This window comes from Haloarcula quadrata (assembly GCF_003634715.1).
In the GTDB taxonomy this organism is placed as follows: Archaea; Halobacteriota; Halobacteria; order Halobacteriales; family Haloarculaceae; genus Haloarcula; species Haloarcula marismortui.
In genome coordinates, this window is the sequence record NZ_RBWW01000002.1 from 195,571 (window position 1) to 214,058 (window position 18,488).

General features: G+C 55.5%; 22 protein-coding genes. 7 read left to right on the forward strand and 15 right to left on the reverse strand.

Annotated elements, in window-relative coordinates; genetic code table 11:
* Window positions 1-451: 451 nt before the first annotated feature.
* From BDK61_RS18190 to BDK61_RS18205, 4 genes are all read left to right on the forward strand, one after another.
* Window positions 452-676, forward strand: coding sequence for a DUF7557 family protein (locus tag BDK61_RS18190; RefSeq protein WP_004966782.1), 225 nt, complete (start codon window positions 452-454; stop codon window positions 674-676).
* The gene (locus tag BDK61_RS18195) at window positions 673-1,080 is read left to right on the forward strand and encodes a type II toxin-antitoxin system VapC family toxin (RefSeq protein WP_121304040.1); all 408 of its coding nucleotides are present in this window, start codon (window positions 673-675) and stop codon (window positions 1,078-1,080) included. Before BDK61_RS18190 ends, BDK61_RS18195 begins: the two co-directional genes overlap by 4 nt.
* A gap of 47 nt (window positions 1,081-1,127) precedes the next feature.
* Complete coding sequence (locus tag BDK61_RS18200; protein WP_121304041.1) at window positions 1,128-1,358, forward strand: hypothetical protein; 231 nt, start codon at window positions 1,128-1,130, stop codon at window positions 1,356-1,358.
* 321 nt (window positions 1,359-1,679) lie between these two features.
* Window positions 1,680-2,453: a CPBP family intramembrane glutamic endopeptidase gene (locus BDK61_RS18205; protein ID WP_121304042.1), complete on the forward strand. Its 774-nt coding sequence runs from the start codon at window positions 1,680-1,682 to the stop codon at window positions 2,451-2,453.
* Between the two features lie 20 nt (window positions 2,454-2,473).
* Here the strand turns inward: BDK61_RS18205 and BDK61_RS18210 are convergent, their stop codons facing one another.
* The gene (locus BDK61_RS18210) at window positions 2,474-3,238 is read right to left on the reverse strand and encodes a hypothetical protein (RefSeq protein WP_121304043.1); all 765 of its coding nucleotides are present in this window, start codon (window positions 3,236-3,238) and stop codon (window positions 2,474-2,476) included.
* 208 nt (window positions 3,239-3,446) lie between these two features.
* The gene (locus BDK61_RS18215; RefSeq protein ID WP_244209883.1) at window positions 3,447-3,641 is read right to left on the reverse strand and encodes a hypothetical protein; all 195 of its coding nucleotides are present in this window, start codon (window positions 3,639-3,641) and stop codon (window positions 3,447-3,449) included.
* A gap of 584 nt (window positions 3,642-4,225) precedes the next feature.
* On the opposite strand from BDK61_RS18215, the gene BDK61_RS18220 reads away from it, so the two are divergent.
* Entirely contained in the window at window positions 4,226-5,104 is an 879-nt protein-coding gene (locus BDK61_RS18220) for a hypothetical protein (RefSeq protein ID WP_121304045.1), read from the forward strand.
* 1,436 nt (window positions 5,105-6,540) lie between these two features.
* On the opposite strand, the gene BDK61_RS18240 is transcribed toward BDK61_RS18220, so the two are convergent.
* The 13 genes from BDK61_RS18240 to BDK61_RS18290 form a co-directional block, all read right to left on the reverse strand.
* A complete protein-coding gene (locus tag BDK61_RS18240) occupies window positions 6,541-7,686 on the reverse strand; it encodes an ISH3 family transposase (protein ID WP_121302948.1) in 1,146 nt (381 codons plus the stop codon).
* A gap of 132 nt (window positions 7,687-7,818) precedes the next feature.
* Window positions 7,819-8,115, reverse strand: a complete 297-nt coding sequence (locus BDK61_RS18245) for a hypothetical protein (protein WP_121304048.1) — start codon at window positions 8,113-8,115, stop codon at window positions 7,819-7,821.
* A 1,169-nt stretch (window positions 8,116-9,284) separates the two neighbouring features.
* Window positions 9,285-9,773, reverse strand: a complete 489-nt coding sequence (locus BDK61_RS18255; RefSeq protein WP_121304050.1) for a hypothetical protein — start codon at window positions 9,771-9,773, stop codon at window positions 9,285-9,287.
* Window positions 9,774-9,780: 7 nt separating this feature from the next.
* Window positions 9,781-10,080, reverse strand: a complete 300-nt coding sequence (locus BDK61_RS18260) for a ribbon-helix-helix protein, CopG family (protein ID WP_121304051.1) — start codon at window positions 10,078-10,080, stop codon at window positions 9,781-9,783.
* 333 nt (window positions 10,081-10,413) lie between these two features.
* Entirely contained in the window at window positions 10,414-12,528 is a 2,115-nt protein-coding gene (locus tag BDK61_RS18265) for an ATP-binding protein (protein ID WP_244209884.1), read from the reverse strand.
* 698 nt (window positions 12,529-13,226) lie between these two features.
* Entirely contained in the window at window positions 13,227-13,397 is a 171-nt protein-coding gene (locus BDK61_RS23090) for a hypothetical protein (protein ID WP_004592295.1), read from the reverse strand.
* 34 nt (window positions 13,398-13,431) lie between these two features.
* Window positions 13,432-13,830: a type II toxin-antitoxin system death-on-curing family toxin gene (locus BDK61_RS18270; protein WP_049939212.1), complete on the reverse strand. Its 399-nt coding sequence runs from the start codon at window positions 13,828-13,830 to the stop codon at window positions 13,432-13,434.
* A 93-nt stretch (window positions 13,831-13,923) separates the two neighbouring features.
* Complete coding sequence (locus BDK61_RS23580; RefSeq protein ID WP_011225003.1) at window positions 13,924-14,061, reverse strand: hypothetical protein; 138 nt, start codon at window positions 14,059-14,061, stop codon at window positions 13,924-13,926.
* 65 nt (window positions 14,062-14,126) lie between these two features.
* A complete protein-coding gene (locus BDK61_RS23955; protein ID WP_244209886.1) occupies window positions 14,127-14,543 on the reverse strand; it encodes a hypothetical protein in 417 nt (138 codons plus the stop codon).
* A gap of 320 nt (window positions 14,544-14,863) precedes the next feature.
* Window positions 14,864-15,115, reverse strand: a complete 252-nt coding sequence (locus tag BDK61_RS18280; RefSeq protein ID WP_011225005.1) for a type II toxin-antitoxin system HicA family toxin — start codon at window positions 15,113-15,115, stop codon at window positions 14,864-14,866.
* On the reverse strand, window positions 15,116-15,385 hold the full coding sequence (locus BDK61_RS18285) for a type II toxin-antitoxin system HicB family antitoxin (RefSeq protein ID WP_008313657.1): 270 nt from the start codon (window positions 15,383-15,385) through the stop codon (window positions 15,116-15,118).
* Between the two features lie 111 nt (window positions 15,386-15,496).
* Window positions 15,497-15,646 carry a hypothetical protein gene (locus tag BDK61_RS23585; RefSeq protein ID WP_167467399.1) on the reverse strand — a complete coding sequence of 50 codons (150 nt, stop codon included), beginning with the start codon at window positions 15,644-15,646 and terminating at the stop codon, window positions 15,497-15,499.
* 363 nt (window positions 15,647-16,009) lie between these two features.
* Window positions 16,010-16,306 carry a hypothetical protein gene (locus tag BDK61_RS18290; RefSeq protein WP_011225007.1) on the reverse strand — a complete coding sequence of 99 codons (297 nt, stop codon included), beginning with the start codon at window positions 16,304-16,306 and terminating at the stop codon, window positions 16,010-16,012.
* A gap of 338 nt (window positions 16,307-16,644) precedes the next feature.
* Here BDK61_RS18290 and BDK61_RS18295 point away from each other — a divergent pair, with 338 nt between their 5' ends.
* Together BDK61_RS18295 and BDK61_RS18300 are read left to right on the forward strand one after the other, a co-directional pair.
* A complete protein-coding gene (locus BDK61_RS18295; protein ID WP_121304053.1) occupies window positions 16,645-17,289 on the forward strand; it encodes an ArsR/SmtB family transcription factor in 645 nt (214 codons plus the stop codon).
* 72 nt (window positions 17,290-17,361) lie between these two features.
* Window positions 17,362-18,321, forward strand: coding sequence for a hypothetical protein (locus BDK61_RS18300; RefSeq protein ID WP_121304054.1), 960 nt, complete (start codon window positions 17,362-17,364; stop codon window positions 18,319-18,321).
* Window positions 18,322-18,488: the final 167 nt, after the last annotated feature.

An 18,488-nucleotide genomic window follows, 5' to 3' on the forward strand; every position in this document is an offset into this window, starting at 1 on the left:
GCTTCATAAAGTTGCTGACCCAAGTATCAGACGAGATACTCTTGGTTCATGAAATCTCCTGTTACCGATGACTCAAACACCCTGCTACTGGAATACGTACAGTCCTTGCTGTGGCCATTTGATTATTTGACAGCGTGCTACTAGCTAATCAGTGCGTAAGGGTGGCAAAGAAGATCAGCGACAGGCGGCCTGAACGCTCGCCGACAACGTGCGAGCAGGCAGTCGTCGAGCAAGGCTACATAGCCACGGTTCGGGATCGGCAGCTGGCAGCACCGGTCGCAGCGACCGAACGGGTTCTGGCGTGGTGTGGTTGGTCGACTTCCTCGAAGGCGGTGACGAGAGCGCGGAGGTGGTACATCTGGGTACGATGCCGCCGGCATCTCACCACACAGCGGACTACTTCTCTCAGTCACCGAAAGAGATACTAACAGCTTGTACACAACGTATACACATGAGTACTATCAGAGTCACCGATGAAGTGAAAGAGCGACTGCGTGACCTGAAGCGGGACGACGAAAGCTTCAACGACCTGTTGGACCGCCTTAGCCGAAGCGAGAAAGACGTAGAGGAGATGGCAGGGTTCCTCAGTGAGTTCGATGATGGGAGTCTTGCAGACGATATGCGTGAGACCCACGAGGAACTGAACGAATCGTTGGACCGTCGCAGTGACGAATGATCGTCTTGGACAACGACATATTGGTGAAGCTCGGCGGTGCGAACCCTGACCCCGAGGTTGTCAGCCACCTACAACAGTATCGTAGTGAGGAGTGGACAATCCCGTCGCTTGTCGCCTTCGAGTTCTACCGCTCCTGTAGCAGTCGGTCGGAGATGGAACGCGCACGAACGCGCCTCATATCGACGTTGGACCGCATCATCGACTTCACCGGGAACACCGCGCTTGAAGCCGCCTCTCTCGAAGAACGTCTACAGTCGCAAGATGTCTCTCTTGACCCTGTCGACCTCTTGAACCTCGCAACTGCACACACCGAGGGTGGTACTTTCATCACCCACAACAAGAATGATTTCGACACGGAGCCTCTTCTGGAGCTTGCTGACGTAGATATTGTACATACCGCGTGAGTGTGCCGGGCTGCATGTATCCGATTCACTGGACGGTATGATAGGCTGTGACTGAGGCGGGTGTGCCACCTGGGCGATCACCGACGACGTGCGAGCAGGTATTCGTCGAGCGAGGCTACGCGGTCACGGTTCGGGATCGGCAGCTGGCGGCACCCGTCGTAGGGACCGAGCGGGTTCTGATGTGGCGTGGGTGGCCGACACTCGGAAGTGCGTACGAGTGGGCACTGGAGCGTGACAAGGACGAGCGGCGGCGTGGGGTAGAGAAGCTCAGTCAGTGATTTCGGCGGGGTGATTGAAAACGAGCGTATTGATTTCGCTCAGAGATTGAGCAGCGAAAAGCTGCTGCACACTATTCGTGAAGTCGACCTGAAAAAATGGATCCCCCCGGGTGTACGCCCGTACACCGCCGTCAACATAAACGGATAGAATCGGGTGTATGGCCGTATAATGCCTGTAAACGGCCGACTGGCATTATACATCCTCTACTCATCGGATTGACCTGCGATGTCGACGACCCCATCACGACTCCGCTCCCAGTCCAGGGTACGCAGCACTGTCTCCGATCACTGTTGCAACCGGTTGACGCACAGAGGTGACTCATGAACGTCTTGACCGACTGGGGCGCTGATCGGAGCCCGCCGATCTCCACACGGCTCCGTGCCGGCGTGGCAGCCCTCGGAATTGCTGTCACTGCGTGGGTGACTGGTGTTGTTAGCATCGTGGTCGCCGGTACCGTGCTCCGCCTTGCTGGCGTCCTGACGGTCCCTGCCGTTTCGGCCCTCCGACTTCGCTCTATCCAGGTCGGCTTCGCAGTCTTCGCTGCTGCGTTTCTCGCCTGGCGTAGTGATATTGACCACTACTGCAAGCTTCGTCTTCCCACGCTGGAAGACGCCGCCTGGATCATCTTCATCCCACTTGTGTTCGCCGCACAGGGAGTCGTCCTCTCCCCAGTGCTGGCGGCTCTCGGGTTGCCACACCCTGACCCAGTGGCCGGAACTGGACATCTCGACCTTGCGGCCGAGCCGCTGCTCTGGCCAGCCGCATTCGTCGGAATGTTCGTCTTTGCCGCTCCGGCAGAGGAACTCGTTTACCGAGGCATCATCCAAGGAACGCTCCGCAAAGGCTTCGATTTGGCTGGAACTGTGGTTATCGGTGGACTCCTGTTTGGACTCATGCACGTCTTAGTTGGCCTAGTCACGCCGAATGTGGGTACGCTCGGGGCGCTACGCTGGGGAATGACCACCGCACTCCCCGGGATGGTGTGGGGCTATGCCTACGAACGGACCGAAAATCTGACCGTGACAGCGATTACTCACGCGATGACATGGACGGTCACTGTCCATGAGTTAGTCCTCAATCTGGTCCCAATCTAATCATAGACGCTGCGGCAGGCTCAGAGCTCGTCCCAGATTGCCCTAAGTTTCGCGCCGGGCCGCCGGAGCGCCGTTGCGATGTTTCTGACGATAGCGGTCGGATCCTGACGGAACCGCCTAGTGGCTGGAATGATATCGTGTTTCAGCGCTTGTGCGCCCTTGATCAGGAAGACGCTCGCGGCCACTATGATGACGACCAGCGCGGAGAGGGCCATCGCAATGCCGACTTCCGCCCGAGTCGCTAGCAGATTCTGTTCGGTCACTGTGTCAGCAAACCAGCCCACCAGTAATGGAAGCGCAGCGACTGCAGCGGTCTTCAACAAGCTGTCGACGCGCTCGCCCCAGCGATTCCTCTGTTCAGCTTCGGCGGCCGCACGACCCTGCTGACGGTATGTTGCCGCCGAGACGAGCTCCACATTGTCGATACTCTCTCCCTCTAACTCTGACGACAACGCGCTCGCACGCTCGCTCGCACACTGGATGACTGCTTTGCGTTCGATACCGCGGAGTGCTCGTAGCCGCTCAGTAACGAGCCAAACGTCTGCAAGCGTGGCTATTATCTCCTCGTCGTCAAGATCATCGAAAGCGAGGTCGAACTGCTGGTCGGGGTAGTCAGCGAGAAGGTCAAAATCTGTCACACCGGCCCGTATTCGTTCGCGGATCTGCTGTTGGTCTCGCCGACGCTGGTGTTCGTCCTGCTCGGCAAACGCCGCACAGATCCGGGACCGCTGTGTCTTCGTCAGGAGCGAGGCGGGTTTGGCGACGGCGCTATCGTCATCGCTCACGGGTGGATTGGGGACGCCACATAGCTGTGTCACTGTTGGACTGGTATGCCGTCACGGGTGTGACCAGTCGTTCGGCCGGTGGGGCTGTCGGTGGGGTAGACACGACTAGCATCGTTGATTTGTGTCGTCTCGACAGGCAAAAACGACTGCGGGTCGCTCCGGACACGCCATCTTCTGATGAATAGTGTGTGTCGGATTCGCAATCCGATTAGTCACGCCATTCGTTAATGAATGTTGGGGCGATGACGCCAACGCCGATGAGCACGGCGAAGTGAACCCATTGCTTATCAGTTACAGCTGTTGTGCCGTACACCGATACGAGGCCGAGTATGACGAAGACTGCTGTAATCTTGGTTTCTGTGCTGACCAAGCTCTTCGAATTTGTGGAGGGCTGTTCTGACACGTTCAATCGTTCAGCTGCATCGCACATATACTCTTTCTACAATTTCAGAGCCAGCAACTACCGCTGACCGAGCCCGGAGCAGGAAGCATAACCGTCTACTGAGCAACTGCGAACGATTCCGTGACATGCTCAATTTCGTTACAATCATCAAAAATAGGAACCTGTCTTTAGCTTCGACTGTTCTGTCTCAGAGCACGCAGTAGTGAGAAAATTCAAACTCGTCTACGAACGATACGAAAATATGTCGAGAGACGAATCCAGTGCTCAGCCGAAACAACTAGCAAAAAAGTACGTTCTCTGGACCGCTGTCGCAGTTGTTGCAGGATATATTGTATTTTTCATTCTATAATAATTCTCTAATATAACAAGTGAGCGCTACATATTCTACATTTTATCCATTGTCATGCTCATATCTAGCGTGACGTCAGCATACTGTCTCCAAGTATCTGAGCTCGCTTTCGTACGTTATAAGTAACTTATGCACCGTTTCTCATATTGACAGCCTCGGTAGGGTCTGGAACGTATGCCGTCTATTGTAAAATTAGCATATGAATCCTCGTTCTGTCTTTTCGAGTGTTTTCGCGATGACTGAGGCCGCTAGGCTTGGCGAGGCAATCGGTAGCGGTCTCCTGTTATTCATGGTACTCATGGCACTCGCGTCGCCACTGGTGTACCGAGGATGGCAAACCCGAAAGGAGTACCAAGAGATAATCAGACTTCCTTCATTGTCTTCAGCCACGGTCAGTGATGGCGAACTGGCGAAACTATCCGGTCAAATAAAAGACACGGATCAAAAAATCACCTCGCCTGTTCAGTCCACAGAGTGTGAGTTGGCGTTTTGGAAGGTTGCGACCCTCCGACGATACGACATTTTCAACCATATGTCCTACTGGTCTGTTGCAGGTATTGGAATCGATGCTGAAACACTCGTAATCGCGGGAGAGACCAAGAATGTCAGAATCAGCAACGTTAGCAGGGAAAAGAATCTGAGTGCTACAGACGAACTCAAACACTTGCTTGGATCTGGCGAGGAATCGATTCTTAATTCGATTGCTACGGAGCTTGATCCCCCCGAATTTGAAGACAGACGGACCCCGAGTGAGGGGTGGCCACAAAAATACGATGAACTCGGTGGTCGGATCGAACTTGAAGCGGAGACTGCCGATTCACCGGGGGTTTTCGGCTGGGTCTTGAATGCTGTCCGGACGCCGGAAGGGACGGCCCAGTTTCAGGAAACGACGATGAGTGCTGGAGATACGGTAACCGTGGTCGGTAGGGTCGTAGATATTCAGAACGGGCGTGTGCGATTACAGGGCTCCGGATCAGTCGACCCGATTATCACCAAATCCTCGCCATCGGATTTGGAAGCAAAACACCGACGCGCATACCTGATACAATTGTACGCCATCCCCGTGTTCGTCACGGCGCTTTCCTCGCTGGCCGCGGTTGGCGTCTTTTTGTAATCCTGACGGGGGACTCTCCCTTCCCGGCGTAACCCAGGAATGAAACATGGTAGGAGGGCTCCAGTCGTTCTCCCTGTGGATTCTGCTTTGCTGCATATGCGCCCTCTATGCAACAGCGTCGTTTCGAACTCCCCACCGTCTGTCGGTACCAGCGTGACCGATACAGAGGATCAAGTCAGCACGGCAGCTTCTTTTTTCGTGTCGGAGACGGTGAACCGGCTGCTCAGTGAGCCTACGAACTGAACACTATTACCAGTTGGTCGGTGTCAGCTCAATCTAATTGTTCAAGAAATTGGATTTGCCGGTGCGGGATTTTCATAGGTCGGTCTCACGCAATTGGGCCACTCATCGTCTATCATCATGAGGAATACCACGTGGGATTCCATTCCTTCAGAACTACTGTTACAGCCGTCGCACAGCCAATACTCACGAGGAGAACGATAATAGAGTTGCTCAACCGCTGTATACCAGTCATGCTGGTCCGATACCAGGCAAACACCGCGACAGTTATGCCGATAATTGTGATACTCACGATCTCATCTCTGCTCAAGTTGCGTATCAAGCTGGCAATGGAGGACATGCACGGAAATTGCACAGTTCAGGGTGAATAAGCTATTGAACCCAATTAGTATCAACCAGTGACCAAAACATGATTCCCTTGGCCGGCTGTGAACAGTTTTATAACACGCTGCGTGTTGGTGCTCGTTCTGGACGGGCGTCGGCTGGAGCGTCAACCCAGCCAGCGCCAGCTCCTGGAGGACTTCAGGTGAGTCGCCGTCGGTCTCCCGAAGCGCGGCGTTGAGAAACAGCAAGTCCTGAGTCAATCGCTTGTGGTAGCCTGGTCAGTACTGGTGGCTTGGTCCAAGTCAGCAATCGCTCCAGCCATGCCGAGAAGCATTAATCCGTACCCAGCAAGCCCCGCAGGAATCGATGCTTGGAGAAGTAGTGACCCAGTGAATGCTCCAAGGCCACCGATAATAGCTCCTCGTTTCCTTGTTGACCGAGTGGGACTCCCACGGGAAAGGGACAGCCACTGCTGCTTATGTGCTAACATCATTGACGTTACCGCCCCATAGAGTGGGAGAAGCGAAAGCATGATCAGGTGGTCCGCTGTGGCGAATGCTACTGCAAGCGCCGTCACTGCGAGTCCAACACCTACTGAGATGATGTATCGGAGGGCAGGGCGCATGGATGAAATTACAGCTACCGGAAACAAGTACGATACGGAATCTGAATACAAGATTCCAAATCTCAGTCGATCACATCGACAGCCGCGTAACCCCGTTTGATTACGGTGAACTAAACCGAACTAGCTGTGGAGCATCTTCGAACCGCTGGTGAGCATGATTTTCGGGATGGACCGTCGCTGTCGGCGGCGGACTGCCGCCGACGCGACAGTGTCACCACTGACGACCGCCGTCCGGCCCGATGGACAGCTACCGGAAGAACCGGCCGTCAAGTGGTTGATTCGCTGGAACAGACCTGCGGACACCAAGTGCTGTCCAAGCTGCGCGAAGCGTCATTTCGCAAAACTCCGTGAACGACCACTGCAAGAGGCGGCGCCCCCCACGGCGGGGCGCCGCCACGTACCTCCAGTGGAGATATCGCCAGCTGTTCTGAAGCAGTAGGCTCACTACAAACATTACCAACCGTAGTCCAGCATCCTGAGAACTAGTGAAAGCGAGGCTCTGCTTGGCTAATCGGTAGCTTGATTCGATGCCGAAGCGCTTGCTGTAGTGATCTCGTGCATCTCGTGGCGTGTCGATAAAGGGCGCGTCAGCGGCGTAGCCGTGACGCGCCACCCCGTGTTCGTCGTACCGTCCCTGCTGGTACACGCAGTCGATGAACACAGGGAACTCCACCTCGCCAGCGAGATCGTGTTCGATCTCGCGGCTCCAGCCTTTGCTGAGTTTGTTTTGAATCGTCTCACCCCACTTGACGATCGGCATCACATAGGCGTAATTGTGCGCGTACAGCAGCTTGAGACAGGTGCTGTTGTAGAAACCTCGATCAAGGTAGACGGCCTTGACGCCGAGGTCAAGGCCGTCAAGGAGTTCAAGAAACTCACCGAGGACATCGCTGGTGGTTTCGCCAGCAACGAGCTGGCGAACCGCCAGCGTGTATCGCTTGTTGCGTACGCGCACGTAGAGCGTTGCATAGGCGTGAAACGTCGTTGTTCCACGCTTGGCCTGTGAGGAGTACAGAGCCTCGGTTTCGTCCTCATCACCGTAGTAGGGATCGAGGTGGAGGTCTGCGCAGACCTCCACCGGTCGATCTGGAAGTGTCTCAAGCGTATCTCGTTGAAGCAGCGTGTCTCCAACCGATTCAACCGAATCCAGTTCAAACTGATCGCTGAGATGTCCACGGACGGTATTAGCGTGTGGTGAGTCGTCAGTCGTTTCGCAGACGTGATTGATCGAGGTCCCGCCGGCGCTGGCGCCGGCGAGGACCTCATAGAGCGTCTCTGCCGTGACCTTGACATTCTCGCCGAGATCTAATGAAAGTTCCTCGTCAAGACTATTGACGACAAAATTAAGCAGGTGCTCTTCTTCTATCTCGCTGTCTGCTTGGGTGGCTTCCACACTCTTCCCAAGTAGACGCTTCCTCTAACCCGATGTGATCGACTGAATCTTACCGAGCAGTTGTTTCATTCCCACCTGATGAATCAAGAACACACTTGGTCGGCAGCAGTGAGTGCGAATTAACCATCGCTCTTAGTTGATGAGGAGGTCGGGTGTGACAAACAAAATTACGAGCAGACTCACCAGCACGACAAGTGCCGTGAGGCGTAAGACCCCAGCTGCCCGTCGTCGAGGTTTCGGCAGGGACTCGGCAATGCCAGAGAGGGCCATCCCAGCGCTCAGAAGCAGTCCAGCATAGAACGGTGTCGCCCCTTCGACAATGACGTAGTACCCTTGCTGCCCGGCCAGCAGAAGTGCGCCACAGAGGTACACCACTGCAAGACGTCTGGAGGGTTCGCCGAACACGGTTTCATCGATGATGGAGGGCATCGGGCGTGTCGTCTCCCGCAACGGTCAAATGTTGCGGGGATTCGCGTACCCGCCACTGGGCCGAGCCTGGGTTGCTCGTGAACCGCTGATGAGGTGCTGGTTCGCGCCGATATCTCGCAGGCTACCGAAACATATCTCGGAGTCAGTACAGTCGCTACGGTAGTACGCAGGCCTACTGACCAGCCAATTCACTAGCAATAGTTCTTCAATCAGCCGCTTTGTGAATTGTTCCACAGCATTCTTCTGACTAACCAACGTTGGACCGTTTTCTCCACCGAGTGTTGGTTAGTGAATCTCCCGGAAGTACACGCTATCATTATTACATCTCAGACACACCGGTCAGAGTGCCGCCCAAGCAAGGAATCAAACGGTCAGACTACCATACCGGTGCCGAACGTGATGGTCGGTGTCAAAATCGGTAGAAGCAGGCGTTACCGCTGCTCCGCCAGTCCAGAATAGTTTTAATTTCCGACAGAAGTGTTGCTAGCATGCCCTGTTCAGTATCCCCGCGTCGGTTAGCTGTTGGAACTATTGGCGGGTCCCTCTGCTCACTCATAGCGACTATCGGTACGATTGTAACGTATGAACAGCCAGCCACCGGGGGAACAAGCGTAGCTGGCCTCTTTTTTGGCGTGTTTTTGATTGTCGGACTACTGGGCCTTGGAAGCGGTGGGCTGTTAGCCGCACATACGCACTGGGGACAGTCTGGAACGTGGGCACGGCGTTTGCTATGCGCTGGTGCCGGTGCTGGGGCCGTGGCCTCAGCGGTTCTAATTTTCTGGACGATGCTACGTTTCCTCCCGGCGACTCTGTCCCTCGATCAACTGCTTCCACCGCTTGGTGGTGCCCTCCTTGGGATTATCGTGCTGACAGCAGTGGCGATGGTCCTCTGTGTGGTGCTGGGGCTTCTGGCACAAACCGTACAGATACTCACTGACAGTACTGGATATACGTGAATGGGCCACCGTCGGTCTGGACACTAACGAAACCAAATGTCCGTATCTGCCACTTCTGTGATAGTGGGCTAGAGTGATCGAGAGACTCGACGACGGGCCACATAGATGATCACTGCCGATGAGAAGCGATGGGCGTGCGAGTAGGGCTACGAAGTCATAGACCGGCCATTTGGCCCGAGTAGTTGCAACAAGATGGCTTCCCGTCCGGACCCGCTATTCTCCAAACAACTTCTGTGCCCGCCGATAGATCGGCTGTCCAAGCCAGGACCGCTGTTCGGCGAGCTGGTCAAGCTTCTCCAGAGCAGTCTGTCTATCGAGAACCTGCCGGGTTACCAGTGCTTTGAGCACGATGGGTGAAATCGCGACCTGTGCGTCGACAGCGGTCTGGAGCTCGGGCAGGGCACGAAGATCATCAGTAATCAAGAACGCTGCGTCGAGGTCGTTGCACAGGAGCGCACAACTCCCTTCGCCATCGTCAATCCGGGATGAGGCAAGCGTGCCGTCAACGTGTCTAACAGTGATTTGCGCTGTATTGTCGAGGACAGTCTGTGCGGCGTGGCCGTGGGTATCGTCATAGGCACTGGTTGCATCGAGTTCGTAGATAACTGTCTCCGTGGTAGCGACCTCGAATTCGGTGAGCAACGTATCAAGCAGGTCGACCGACGCGAGTGAGATGAGTGCAGCTGTATCCGCGACAATCATGCAGCGCTCACAGTTGCGCGAGATCGTCGGCCATCTCGTCGCCCTGGTCAAGAAGGGTCTTGGACGCCCGGACGGATTCGGCGTCTTGCCGCCCGATGACCTCTTTCAGCGAGTCAAAGCCAATCTCACCATCGAGATAGAGGTCGACAACAGTTTCCTTGAACGTCTCTTGATCCTCCATCTCATCTAAGTACTCCTGCAGCGCCGCAACGACGATCTCTGTCCGGTTTTTGTGTGTCGCTGCGGCCGCGACATCCGCTTTGTCCAGAAGTTCGTCGGGCAATCGGAAATTGACGCGGGTCGTCATGTATGTACAGTGTACCCACAGGTGGATAAATTTCCGGGGCCGCCGCTCAGGCGGCACCCGTCGCAGCGACCGAACAGGTTCTGGTGTGGCGTGGTTGGCCGACGCCCGGGAATGTGTGCGAGTGGATACTATAGCGGGCGGCGTATGAGTGGCGGCGTGTAGAGGCTCACAATCAGTGATTTCCGCGGGGCCTGACATCCGACTCTCGTGCAGTCCCCGTAACCCCTTATCGCACCGGGTACCGGGTGTGATTGACGCGCAACAAATCACCCCAAAATCCGGAACAACTGTTACAAATTCATGAAATTCTACAGGTAAATGAAAACAAGAAAACTAGTTCTGTGGTTGAGTCTCAGGGGTTACTGTCTCTGGCGGTGTCGGGAGTCGGATATCAACGGAAGTCCCCCGAGTCGTGGCTACAGAAACTTCGCCATCTAGATTTGTAATGATCCAATGAGCTAAGAATAGTCCGAGTCCTTGACCATGGACGAGCGGATCCTCTTCCCCAGTCGCTAGTACCTTTTGCTCGGTCTCTGGGAGCCCTGGTCCATAGTCGCGGATCCTGATCAGAACCTGTTTGTCAGTTACAGTGACATCGATGTCAATCGTCGGCTCCGAACCTGTGTGCTGCGCAGCGTTGTCAAGAATTTCCCATAGCGCAGTTTCGATCCGCGGCTGTGTTTCCGCAATGGCAGTCTCTGGAATGTCTGTTGCCACTGACGCCCCAGAGTACTCTTCATTGAGTTGGGTGAGCAGCTCGCTAATAACCGGTACAATATCAAGCGGTTCTAACTTTGGGGACAGTTCACGATGGGATTCGATACGGCGGGCAGACTCGCTCAGATTCAGAAGGTGATTACCAGCATTAAGAATACGGTCTGCCTTCGAAGCGCTATCTCCGTCAAGATCAGCTGCCAGCATTTTGGCATGTCCGTTAATCACAGTGAGCTTGTTACGCACGTTATGACGCAGAACGCGGTTGATAACGCTGATTAGCCCCTCACGCTGACGGCGCTCACTTGCATCCCGCACCATCACCTGGGCACCGATAATATTCTCTGTAGTCCGTGCGCTTGACGCAACGCTGGGCTCGTAAATTGGCTCTGCCCGAATATCTCCGTAGACCGTGTTACCGGATTGAGTTTCAATTGGGTGGCCACGGACCTGAATAGCTTCACCATCGTTGAGTACGCGGGCAAGATAGTCGCGTGCCTCTTTGATTGCTTGCTCGTCAGACCCAAGTATCGAGATTGGTTCGCCATTGAGCATATCGGGTCTGTACCCCGTGAAGTCTTCGACAGACGGCGAAACAAAACTGAACCGAGCCTCTGTATCAATCTGAAAGACAAAGGCGAAGCTCGCAGAGATGATCGCTCGATAGAGCTCGTTCTGTTTATCGAGTTCACGCTTCCGCTGGATCAGGTTGTGGCGCTGGCGTTCTGATTCTGTGACATCCGAAAGCGCGAGAACTCGAACTGTTGAGTCTCCCATCGTCATCGACCTAGGAGAAATGAGATAGTAGCGCGGTCCATCGCTGCCGTCGCGTTCGATGACCTGATCAGCGTCCTTGTCCTCGGTGGCTGCAACTGCTGGAAGCGCATCGTCGAGAGGTGTGCCTGTTGCTCCATCGAGTTCCGGGAAAATATCCGCAGCAGGGGGTGAATATGCTTGAATCCGCTCTGTCTCGTCCAGTACTATTGTAGCTGCATCACCCTGGGCCGTAGTCCGAACCGCAAGGAACTGATCGCCAACAATAAACAAGGTACCAACGGCAAAGATTGCAACCCCAACTGGGGCATAAATGAATTCAATTAACTGTGGCGTTGCTATGGCAATGAGGTCTATTGTAACAGGCAAAGCCAGCAGGGCTGTCAGCACACCAAGTGGCGTTGTATCGTACCCTGACTCAACATACAGTTCGAAAATCATAAACAAACCAATAGTTGCGAGAACGTACGAAAGACTTGTCGACACCCAATGAACGAGTCCGTGTTCGATCGCTAAATACCGGAACGGAGTCGTCATTTCGGTGGTTGTAAAGTACTGTTTATGAACTGGGTTTGTGAGTTTTAGTACCGTGATAATAAGGAAGGCAACGCCACCGAGTCGGCGGAGTGTCGAATTTTTGTGGAGTGACCGGCCAGTGTAAGCGGAAGCGAAGTACAACCATGCCCAGACGGCTCCAAACCCTGAGATAAGCCCGATAATATAGATTGCCGACTGCAATGAGAGAGGGGCGATAAAAAAGGCTGTTTTGAACAATGCCCAGAGGCCAGTTAAACTGAGTAATCCGACTAAACCATACCGGACCTCAATATCAGCGACCGTCCATGCCCGGGGCAGAGACACCATGCAACCGACCCCGGTAAGAAAAAATAGTCCAATGTATGCAATGCCAGCCGGAGTGGCCCACGGTACCGACATGGTATTTTCAAGTATAATACTCACACACGTATAACCAACTTGGAATATGAGGATTTATACATCCAGAGCGGTAGTTTTGGAGGTAATATCAGACACTTCTGGCCACAGTCTCACGAAGAATAACAGCATAACTTTGCAATCGGATGCATTTATTTCACGCTTGTCTCACTGAGTGTTTGAATTCGTGTCAGCTAGCAGAGTTGCGGCGCGGGGTCACGGTTGATCGGTTATAGTAGTTGAGAAACTTGGCAACAGGCCACTCAGGCGATCGCCGACAACGTGCGAGCAGGTATTCGTCGAGCACGGCTGCGTTGTCACGGTTCGGGATCAGCGGCTGGCTGCACCCGTCACAGCGACCGAACGGGTTCTGGTGTGGCCTGGTTGATCAACGCTCGAGAGTGCGTACGAGTGGACACTGGAGCGTGCGGAGTGCGAGCGGCGGCGTGGGGAGGTTCGCAATCAGTGATTTCTGCGGGGCCTGACACCTAGTTTTCATGCAGCTCTTGTACTCCCCTCATACCATCGGGTACCAGATGTGATCAGCGTGCAACAAATTGCCCCGAAATCCGGAACCACTGCTCTTGTCGCCAACCGCACGCGACCCGGACATGCGCGTCGACATTCTCCACGTTACTACAAGCAAACAGAATCGTCTGGAAGAGGCGACCGAACAGCCTATCTACAAACTCCGCTGGACGGGCAACCGTAGAACGGAGGACCTCTCACTCGTTTTCGAGCGCTGCGTAGATATCTGCGTGGCGACGTCCATCGAGCTTCCCCATTTCAAGCGCAATCTCGCGGCGTTCGGCGTCGCTTTCGGCCGCCTGATATCGCTCGTACAACTGGCGGACTTCCTCGTCAATCGCCGTCGAGGAATCGGTGCTAGACGCCATTTCTCTATCTATCATTATCCAGTGTATCGGTTTATCAGTTGCGGCGAGCACATGCCCGGAAGTAGATGACTGCAGTGTCTACGTCGACTGTGGTTTCGCCGGTCGCAAACCGGTGTAAGAGCGCTCGAATTTCATCACCGTACTCAAACGTGTATCGGTTCAGTATATAGAAAACGACCACTGTTCGGAGTGCCGTTCGCTTGTTTCCGTCGACGAACGGATGATCCGAAACGAGTAGTCGCATCAGATGGACCGCCTTTTGATGGATCGTCTCAGGTACTTCCCCGAAGAACCCCTCCGAAACGTACTGTAGTGCGGATGCAATCGCGTCCTCTGACCGGACCCCCGGTTCCGTGATGTCGCCTTCTGTCACGACCTGGTCGTGGAGCTCAAGGATGAGTTCGACAGAGGGATACGCGAGATCGTCAGTCACAAGCCCGACTTTTGCATGCTCCTCGTTAACCGTTTCTCAACTGTCGAGGTTGAGTCTCTCTTGTGGGGCCTACTGGCAGTCGGGGCAGCACATCTACCTCTCACCCCGTGGACGCCCCGCAAAAACCTCGCCACTGGCCTGTGCCTGCCGGTGCTGGGCACGAATGTCCGGTCGGTCGTCGGCTTCGGTGCCTGAAGGCTGCTCGTCGACGGACTGCTGTTCGGTACTCATGTTCGGGAAACCCCTCACCCACCAGGGGGACACAAAATACGGGCGAGTACGCGGCCGACGGGGACTCAGGCCTCAGCGACGTCCCAGACAGAGAGATGGCCGCTGGAACAGACGCCGGCGTGACGCCCAACAGCCATGCAGGGCCCGTACTCTCCGTCGACAGACACGATGCGCTCGGCGTCGAAGATCGGCGCGTCGCACTCGTCGGTTCTGCAGGTCATATGGTTGGATGAGTCACTGCACATCACGTCTCGCCCGCCATCGCTTGGTCGGTCCCAGCCGCGGTACTCGCGAGCGATGTGGCGTGCTCGCTTGACGTTGCCCGCGCCGCCGGCTGCTGGAGACTGCTGTGCCTCAACGCGCTCTTTCAGATATGAAGGATGGGTGCGTGTGTACGTGCCAAAGCCAAGGCTGTCTGGCCCGCTCTGGCTCATGACGACGTAGCCCTTCAACTTGGTCTGGATCGCGTGTTTCTCTGACATAGCTGGTGGTCAAGACGCTCTCTCTGGAACGCCTCTCACCCGGTGGAGGGTCACAAAATAGGGGTGAGTCCGCGCCGTCAGACTATGATTGCTCTATCGGTTCAACTCAGGCACTCGCGCCGTTGTGGGACCCCCCGCAGGCCCCGGCACGGGGTCGCAAACTGTCAGGAGTAGTCTCGAAACCATCCCGACCCATGCAAAACAGTCACACAGTTCGACAGAAAGATAGAGGAATCGCCTGTCAAACACCCCGTTATCGAAGTGTCGCGTCAGCGCTTCGACTCGAGGTACTCGCAGCCGACGGTGACGAGTTGGTTCGCCTACGAATTGCGGTCGAGCCACTCACAGAACGCCGCAAAATCGTTCGCGCCAGCATCGTCGGCGATGCTTCGGAGCGTTCCCGTTTTGAGTTCATCGTGTAGCGGAACGGTAACGTGTCGTCGGTCGCTCTCGTTGGTTGGGTGCTGGTAGTAGAGTTGGGCGTGATCGCCAGTCGTCCGACGCCACTCGAAGCCACCGACATTTACCAAGACCTTCACGACATCCCGACCAGAGAACTTGCCCCGGGCCATTTACTGCATGAAGTCGGGCAGATCGCCATTACCGGTGGTATTGTCTTCGGGGTCAACTCCCAGCTCTCGGAGTTCTTCGTCGGTGGGTTCGTGGCCGCGTTCGCCCTTATAGCCCGCGACCGCGTCGTCAAGCATTTCCAGAGCCTCCTGACGAGTCTCGCCCTGCGTGGTGATGCCGGTTTCGACATCCGTGATGATCCACGAGTCCCCCTCGCGCCACATCCGAATCTCATCCTCGTGGGGCTCTCCATCGCGCGTCGAGCTGGCCATACCTCTAGTTGCTGTATGAGTGGCATAAGCGTTCGGTCAGCGCAGACGGAATGAGGGATAGGAGAACTGGAACCGAAGTATGTTAATAAAAAAGTGGAGTATTCGGTTCTGTCAGGCTGTCGCGACGACGTGTTGATGCTCGGCCTGCGAGGGCGTCAGCCGGAGCGTTAGGCCGGCCAGCGTCAGTTCCCGGAGTACCTCGGCTGGGACGCCGTCGGTGTCTCGCGGCACGGCGTCGAGAAACAGCGGGCACTGAGTCAATTGCTTGTAATGATCAAGTCAGTCCAGTTAATTGACTGCTCAGAGTCCGTCAGCGTCTTTCAGCAACCGAAGTAGCAGACCGAGAGTCAGAGTCATCACCACAAAGACTGTGAGAATTATAAGTAGCGTCCCCAGCCCAATCATATGTGAGTTCGAGTGGTCGGTCATAAGAGGGTACCGCCATGGCTTCCTCTACTCAGTATAGCGGACTCATGTATAGGCGAACCCGATCACTCGCTTAGAATCTGTCAGTAGCGGCGTGACTGATACGGCAGATCTCCCCGGGAATCGTCAGCGGTCGTGGCGGTTCCTCTTCAAGAACACACCCGGCCGGCAGCAGTGAATTCGAATCGATCACCGCTCTTAGTTGATAAGGAGGTCGGGTGTGACAAACAAAATTACGAGCATGCTCACCAGCACGACGAGTGCTGTGACCCGCAAGACGCCAGCTGCCCGTCGTCGGGGGTTCGGCAGGGACTCGGCAATGCCGGAGAGGGCCATCCCGGTGCTCAGAAACAGTCCAGCATAGAACGGTGTCGCCCCTTCTACAATAACGTAGTACACTTGCTGGCCGGCCAGCAGAAGTGCGCCACAGAGATAAACCACTGCAAGCCCTCTGGAGGGTTCGCCGAACACGGTTTCATCGATGATGGGGGGCATCGAGTGTGTCCTCCCCCGCGACGTTGAAATGTTGCGGGGATTCGCGCTCGGTGCAACCACATCAACGGACTCAGTCGGCACTTCCTTCTGAATCGACCGCGCAGCTCGCCGAACACGCTTGCGCTCCTCGACGGTGCAGCTCACGCTTCAACACCTCGGACAAGATCGTCGACGAGCGACCCACCGACATTCGGACCAGTCTCCCAACCGCGCTCCAAGTGCGTGTATTCGCACCACTCCGAAAGCGTCTCGGAGGAGCATAGTTCGACAAGAATTGGACTCAAATACTGCTTTGACTCTTCCCCAATCACATACTCCTACAAGCGAATCAGACAACAATGTCCTCATTATTACCCCTGAAACCCACCCCACAAACAGCTTCGGATCGTAGTTTGGAACCGAGGCTCGTTGACTTCGAAGATGAATCAGCGGAACAGATCATCTCAGCAGTTTCCTCAACAACTGCACGCCGCATTCTCAGCCAGATATACGCGGAACCAACGACAGCATCGGAGATCGCAACTGAACTCAATTCCTCGGTACAGAATATCAGCTATCATCTCGACCGACTCCAAGACGCAGACCTGGTGGCGGTCGTCGAGACGTGGTATTCCGAGCAGGGCCGCGAAATGGACGTGTACGCGCCGACCAATAGCGCGCTCGTTCTCTTCGCGGGGGCAGAACGAACAAGCCCGTCGCTCAAGACGGCGTTGAGTCGCGTCTTCGGCGCAGTGGGTCTCGTCGGAGCCGTCAGTGTACTCGCCCATATACGCCGGTCAGTACCGACACCAGTATCATCGCCCCGGGCTGGTGCGTCCCCTGTTCAGCAACCCGACCCAACCATGTGGGAGACGCTCGGAACGTTTGCGACCGGGCCTGGTGGAGTCGTGCTGGGAATTGGCATCTTCCTGATTCTGTTGTTCTTCGTTGCTTGGTACTGGGGGACGTATCGGCCAGCACGGAATCACGCCCACTCGGCGTGAGTGAGTAGCCGGGACTCAAAGACGTATTTGAATCTGGGATAGCGCGATACTTCCACCTTCCAATGGTAGGGTATGAAACGGCGAACGTTTCTGGCAAGCACAGGAATTGGTCTCACAACCGCAGTCGCCGGTTGCACCACTCAAGCTGGATCGAGTGACTCACTGCCGACAGATTCCGAGACGCCAACCTCTGAGGACACGCAAACCAACACTGAACAACAAACCGAGCGTACACACGTCGCCGCCGATGGAACTGTCGAGCGAACCATCGGCGCTGAGTCGCTCGATGAGCGCGGTCTCAGAACTCCCCACCACGTCGCGTTCGGGAATCCGGCGGCGGAGTCTCATCAGGGGACGGTGACGGTTTCGACGGCGGACGAAACCGTGTTCAAGGAATCGGTGGAACTCGAACCGAACGCGAGCATTGTGGCGTCGCTCACTGATCTCGACACGTACACCGCTCGTGTGTCCGTCCCCGAGTTGGATGCGACGGAAAAGATTACCGTCGAACCCAGCCAGTTCACCTGTAACGTGACCAAGACGACGATCAGCGTCCAGGACGACGGGACACTTGACTCGCTGGGTATTTCCACGCGGATGGCGTGCCAAGGCGTCGTGAGCGACCACGTTGCTGCTCGTGAATCTGCGTCGGAAACGCTCGGCGACGACCCGATTCCCACAGACACGGGGAAAGGCAGCCACACGCTCATGCTCCGGAACCCATCGGAGGAGACGTGGACGACGCGAATCCTCGTCGAGAAGGACTCGACAGCGCACTTCGACGCCGTCTACACGGCCGAACCTGAGGGCACTGTACTGATTACGCTCAGCGAGCCCGATACGTACTCCCTATCGGTAGGTGTGCTCGAAACCGAGACGACCGTCACCGAACAGGTCACGCCCGAAAACTTCGATTGTAACCGATCCCCGACGCGCGCGGAGGTCGACGATACGGGAGAACTCACGGCAAGCACCATTTCGACGCTCATGGCCTGTAACCTCGAGACAAACTCGACGAGCGAGTCCCCTTAATAGCGGGACGACTGTCGCTGCTGTTCTCATCCCAATTGAGAGTTCCAGTCGCATACTCACTGAGCGGATATTTCTGTTGAGCTCGTGACAAACGAACGCCGGGCAGCAACCAATCGCTTCTCGACTAACCAACAGTCGTGAGTTCTGAGCAGCTATTGTTGGTTAGC